The sequence below is a fragment of the Cellulomonas sp. P4_A2 genome (assembly GCF_056402515.1).
This window is the reverse complement of the sequence record NZ_JBFUHG010000035.1, coordinates 1-5,009: the sequence shown is the minus strand read 5'-3', so window position 1 is coordinate 5,009 and position 5,009 is coordinate 1. Positions and strand designations below refer to the sequence as shown.

The window sequence follows — 5,009 nt, the reverse complement described above, 5'->3', positions numbered from 1 at the left end:
CAACGCTGCCTCGTCAGCGCTGACGGGACGGTGTGGCTTTTCGGTGCATTCGGATGTCGACGCGGTGGTCGCCGGGGTCGAGTCGCTTGACTCGGCCGTGGCAGCACACCCTGCTGCAAACGCGAGCGTGAGTGCGGCGCTGGCCAACGGGGCTACCAGCGGGTTCGTTCGCATGCGCACGGACGATATAGGTAGACCATGCTTCCCGCGGTCGGGGACGGCTCGGGACGCGGCTGGGGTCCGCTCGCCCGGGAGAGGCCGACCCAGTTTGCCGGCGGACCAGTGGACACGACGAAAGCCTTTGACCAACTGACGGGATGCGGACGAGGGTCGGGCTCATGACCTCGGCTCTGCCCTTCTCCGGCGACGCGGACGACGTCGCCCAGGGACGAATCCAGTTCAGGCCGCCCGACAACGAGGCACGCACCTCTGTCAGCGTGAGCGGAGCCATCGGGCGCTCCGCAGACGCGGGAGTCCTCCTTGTCGGCCTTGCTCGCTACACGATCGGGCTCCAGATCGAATTGGCCGACCGGTGTCGCATCGATCCCGATCTCGGCGATCGGAAGCACTCGACAGTCGACGCGGGACTGCTCCCCGGAGTGGGATTCGCCGATGGACGTACCGCCGTAGTCGCCGGGCGGCGCTACAGCTTGAAGCACTGGCCGGCGGCAAGCGAGCTGGTGCTCACCTCCTTGAGCGGTACTGGCCGTGGCGGCGAGTGGTCGACCACCCAGTGGTTCACACCAGCACCGCCGCTCGGAGACCTGGTGCTCACCGTCGCCGACCCGGTCTCGGCGCTGACAGGTCGCCTCTCACCGTGGATGCCGAAGCATTTTGAACTGCGGTCGAGACGGTTGAGGTCTTGCGGCCGAGCGAGCCTGGTCAGGCGTATCCGGCCATTCAGCCGCCGCCGCTCGATGTACCGTCCGGCGGCTAGTTCGCACGGGTACTTCCGACGGTGAAGCGCGACGGGACCACTTGACCCTGCGACGGAGTCATGGTTCCCCCTATACGGTTGCGGTGAGATAACTGCGGCACGCCGACGACTGTCGCCGAACGCCCAGTGATCCGCGCCTCCCGGCATCCCTTCGCCGGTAGTGCCACAGTGACCGATGTGACGAACGAGGAGCGCGGCCCGGAGGTGGTTGTACGGCTGACGCAGGATTGAAGCCCTCGTGCTCCACGCCTGGCTTGCGGACAACAACGAACGCCGCGCGCTTCCCACCGGCGACCGGTCCGAACTGCGCGTTCTCTGGGACCTTGAGGCTGCGCTCGAGCCACAGCTTCCCGTGCTGTTCGGTCCTACCTACGAACAGGACCTCGGCATCGCCCGCGCCGCTCTGCGCGACCCGGAGGAGTAGCCACCCGCGGCGGAGCACCCTGGCATTCCGGGGAAAGCACAGGCGCGATCGGTCTCGCACCACGGCACTGATTGCGCGCCGGCGGATTCTGCTGAGCCGGCAAGGGATCCGGCTGTTCGACGAGGAGGCCTCGGATGGGGCCATCCGCCGCGGGCAAAGACCGAAAGCAACCCGGCTAAGCCGGATCGGCCTGCTCCGCACGGACGGCCTCGAGATGTCGCGCCGCACGAGCAGCAGGTCGTCGATCACCGTAAGTACTTCATCCCACGCAGCTTCAGCGTCGATCACGCCTAGCGCCGTCCTGGGATAGCGCCTGGTCGCATCGATCACCGCGTCGTAAAGGTCGCGCTCGCTATCGTGTGCGCCTTTGCGCTGTCGCGTCAGCACTCCGACCAGCCAATGGGTGTCGCGCGGCCACTCCGGGTTACCCAGAGACCGCACACGCAGGTAGCCCAGTCCGTCCCAGCGTCGTCTCGAGTGCCACTTCCGTGAGTTCGCAGCAGGCAGTCCGACTGGCGGCTCTTTCATGCCGCCATGTTGCCCGACGACATCCCCGTGTCCACTCCGGAGTTCCGCGACGCGCGGCGATCGAGGGCCTCCGACGGCGGACCACAATGCTGACCACGAGGCCCCTGCGAGCCCCGCAGCGGCTTCATCTGCTGCAGTCCCCGAGCCCCTGACCTGCACCAACACACTGTGCGCCTGGGCAGATTCGAACTGCCGACACCCGCTTTAGGAGTTCGACTCGAAGACCCCGCCACGGCGCTGACCTGCTGAAATACATGCAAGTAGTTCCATCAAGGCGCCCGATCCGGCGGCGTTGCTGACCATATGCTGACCACACGCAGAGGCCGCCGAGACGGCCAGGTGCGTGGGCGCCAGTGTGAGCCGCCTCGACGACCACGGGCACCGGGTCGGAACAGCGGATCGGACCACCGAACCCCAAAACTAGTCATTTCGCAGGGGAATGACCCACTGAGCAACCGCAGCAATTGCAGCCTTGACCGGCTTCTGTCGCTGACCGCCGCGCGGTTCGAAGACGACGGCGTGCCACGGCTCCGTTTCTTCGGGGGATGCCATGACACCTTGATGGCACTCCTCACCGTTCGACCGGGTAAGGCTGCGCAGGTCCTCAACGCGAATTCGAACGACGCCGTATCCTGGATGATCCAGGATAAGGCGTTCAGGTCCGAAGCCGTGCTCGCGCAATTTCGCTTCAAGCGCCACCGACATGCACGGCCCAGGATAGCCCAATTCGCGAGCTCTTAGTTCCGGGTAGTCACTAAAGGCGTTGCCACTGATCTGGGCTTCGGCACCGATGGCACACCTCTCCCGGCCGCCAATCAGGTCCCATGTAACTCGCCGAAAGAGAATCGTCGCGTCTGGGACGCCTGATGTATCGTCCTCGAACGATTCGAACTTGAGTACCATTCGAGGTTCCGGCGACTCAGTTGGACGCCTGCCAAACCAGCTTCTCCAGTTCGCGCGTCTCAGTCAGTGGCACATCAGATTCGAACCCCGAGGTGTTGTCGCGAAAGTACACACTCGGCTCCTCGGTCGCGCTCGCTTCAATATCTAGGGAGTAGGAACCGTTCGACCAGCTGCACAGAAGTCCACCTTCGGTCGTCAACGAGATGGCAGGGGCAGTTCCGATGTAGGGGTCAAGCTCCGAAAGCACGACCTGAAGAACCGCGACAGCATCTCGCTGCAGACGGACGCCGCCGTAGCTGTCCCAGCCGTCCGTCCGCAACAGCAATTGATTGATGCGCGACGCGAACGATCGGCGCCAGTCGCCACCGCCTCCAGGCCTCACGCCGACCAGTCCCCAGACGTCGCGGTTCGTTGCCGCAGTGCTGTTTGCGATAAGAATCGCTTCGTCGGCGAAGACTTCGCCAGAAGCCACCGTGTTCTGCGCGGAGGGCGAGTACTTTTCGCGGGTGAGCATCATCGGTCAATCCCCCATCGGCTCTGCATTTCACCAGTGGTCAGGTCCAGGAAAGCTTGAACGATGGCCTCGCGACCTCTGTCTAGGAATCGGAGAGCACCTTCGATTCCTCCATCATTGCTAGGTCCTCGGGCGGTTAGCTCGAGGACATACAATGGAGTTTCACCGTCCCGCGCGTACGCTGGAAGTATTTTGACATGCAACCGTCCGTAAGGGACACCGTCGGACTCGAGAACAAACTGCGCCTGCGCCGTGATTTGCTCAAGCCTTCCCACAGTCGAGTCGCTGAGAGACGCGGCGAATATGCGTTCGAAATCGGCATGTCGCGACCAAAGATCATTCGGCACAATGTGATTGATATAGGACACTTCGCACTGCGTTATTTGTGGCGAACCCACGTCGGCGTCGAGGATGTAGGCGACGAAGTCACGGTAGGTCTCGATGAACGCTTCACGACGCTTTGGCCAGTGATCGTAGTCATCGTTGGGCTTCACTTTTCGCCAGTTGCACGCGAAATATCCAGGCTGCAGTTGCACCAGTAGCTGCTGGTCAGAACTGGATGCCCACCATCTGGTCGGGAGGATCCCCTCCATCATTCCGAAGCGCATTGACGGAATCGCCGTGCCCTCGAACGATTCTTGCGGCACGGTGTAGGGGGGCTGTGGCTCCAGATTTGGAAACCTTGATCGCAGGCGTTCCTTCCAGAACGCCGCCAAGAGCGCACCAGTAGCCGGACCGACGCCCTCGTACGCGACGCCAGCCACAACTTCGACGACGGGCGGCTCGCGGAAATCGACCATCAGGGCATCGCCGCTGGTCACCAACGCGACTCCCGTACACAGATGGTCACGGAGGCCGCCCCGACGGTGTCCCGGATCACATCGTCATTCTGCCCCACATCCGTCGAAGCGGCGGCCGCCCCGCCGACTGACCGGCGAGTCTGTCGTCGATCAACACTCGCTCCAGGCAGCGATGGCTCCCGATGGACTTTTCGGCATCGACCAGCGAAATCGAAGACTGCCCTCCCGACATGACGTCGTAGGCGAGGATCGACCACGACCTGTCGTTGGGTGCGCCGCCATCTGCCAGATGCGGCCGACACGTAGTGCAAGAAGAGTCGACCCTGTGATCACGCAGTGCCCGTGCCATGAGACCGGGCCGGAGGTCGATGTGAAGAGAAGCTGTGACCTCGATCCTTGCCCCTGAGGGCCGGCTCGGTAACTGGCCGGAACGCGTCCTTCTGGAGGGCGAACGCGACGACGCGGTGTATTCGCGGACGACCACTGCCTCCCGCGCGACGACCCGGCCGGTCCGTCGCCTCGTGGCCAGGTGCGCGAGCTTCGGGCAGGGTCAGTGCTCGACGTCGATCTTGGTGACTCGGTAGCCGTCCGAGGCATTTCCAGTGACCTGCATGTGAACCGCTACTCGACCGTCCTGAAACTCGCCAGACCACGTGCACACGACGTCCTCGCCCGCTCCTGCGAGAGCCGAGCACCCTTCCGACGTCATTTGCGGATCGGCCATGACGGTCGGGAGTGGATCTGTGACGCCCGTATCACCGTAGGCGACCAGCAAGTCGTCGTCGCCGGAGACCCACGCCTGGTAGACGCACAACGCTGCCTCGTCAGCGCTGACGGGACGGTGTGGCTTTTCGGTGCATTCGGATGTCGACGCGGTGGTCGCCGGGGTCGAGTCGCTTGACT

General features: G+C 63.8%; 6 protein-coding genes. 2 read left to right on the top strand and 4 right to left on the bottom strand.

All coding sequences use genetic code 11. From position 1 onward, the window contains the following. Window positions 1–338: 338 nt before the first annotated feature. Both AC1DUE_RS19880 and AC1DUE_RS19875 read left to right on the top strand, forming a co-directional pair. Window positions 339–962 (top strand): hypothetical protein, encoded by a 624-nt coding sequence (locus tag AC1DUE_RS19880; protein ID WP_477041142.1) that lies wholly within the window; start codon window positions 339–341, stop codon window positions 960–962. Window positions 963–1,175: 213 nt separating this feature from the next. Next, window positions 1,176–1,361, top strand: coding sequence for a hypothetical protein (locus AC1DUE_RS19875; protein WP_477041141.1), 186 nt, complete (start codon window positions 1,176–1,178; stop codon window positions 1,359–1,361). A 948-nt stretch (window positions 1,362–2,309) separates the two neighbouring features. Here the strand turns inward: AC1DUE_RS19875 and AC1DUE_RS19870 are convergent. The 4 genes from AC1DUE_RS19870 to AC1DUE_RS19855 all read right to left on the bottom strand — a co-directional run. Beyond that, on the bottom strand, window positions 2,310–2,792 hold the full coding sequence (locus tag AC1DUE_RS19870; RefSeq protein WP_477041140.1) for a hypothetical protein: 483 nt from the start codon (window positions 2,790–2,792) through the stop codon (window positions 2,310–2,312). A gap of 16 nt (window positions 2,793–2,808) precedes the next feature. Next, window positions 2,809–3,309: a hypothetical protein gene (locus AC1DUE_RS19865; protein ID WP_477041139.1), complete on the bottom strand. Its 501-nt coding sequence runs from the start codon at window positions 3,307–3,309 to the stop codon at window positions 2,809–2,811. After that, window positions 3,306–4,127 (bottom strand): TIGR04255 family protein, encoded by an 822-nt coding sequence (locus AC1DUE_RS19860; RefSeq protein WP_477041138.1) that lies wholly within the window; start codon window positions 4,125–4,127, stop codon window positions 3,306–3,308. Before AC1DUE_RS19860 ends, AC1DUE_RS19865 begins: the two co-directional genes overlap by 4 nt. 529 nt (window positions 4,128–4,656) lie before the next feature. Next, window positions 4,657–5,009: hypothetical protein (locus AC1DUE_RS19855; RefSeq protein WP_477041137.1), on the bottom strand; the 353-nt coding region annotated here is incomplete at its 5' end.

Coding starts and splice junctions, on each gene's coding strand:
- AC1DUE_RS19880 (WP_477041142.1), top strand. CDS start 339: ATGACCTCGGCTCTGCCCTTCTCCGGCGACGCGGACGACGTCGCCCAG.
- AC1DUE_RS19870 (WP_477041140.1), bottom strand. CDS start 2,792: ATGGTACTCAAGTTCGAATCGTTCGAGGACGATACATCAGGCGTCCCA.
- AC1DUE_RS19865 (WP_477041139.1), bottom strand. CDS start 3,309: ATGATGCTCACCCGCGAAAAGTACTCGCCCTCCGCGCAGAACACGGTG.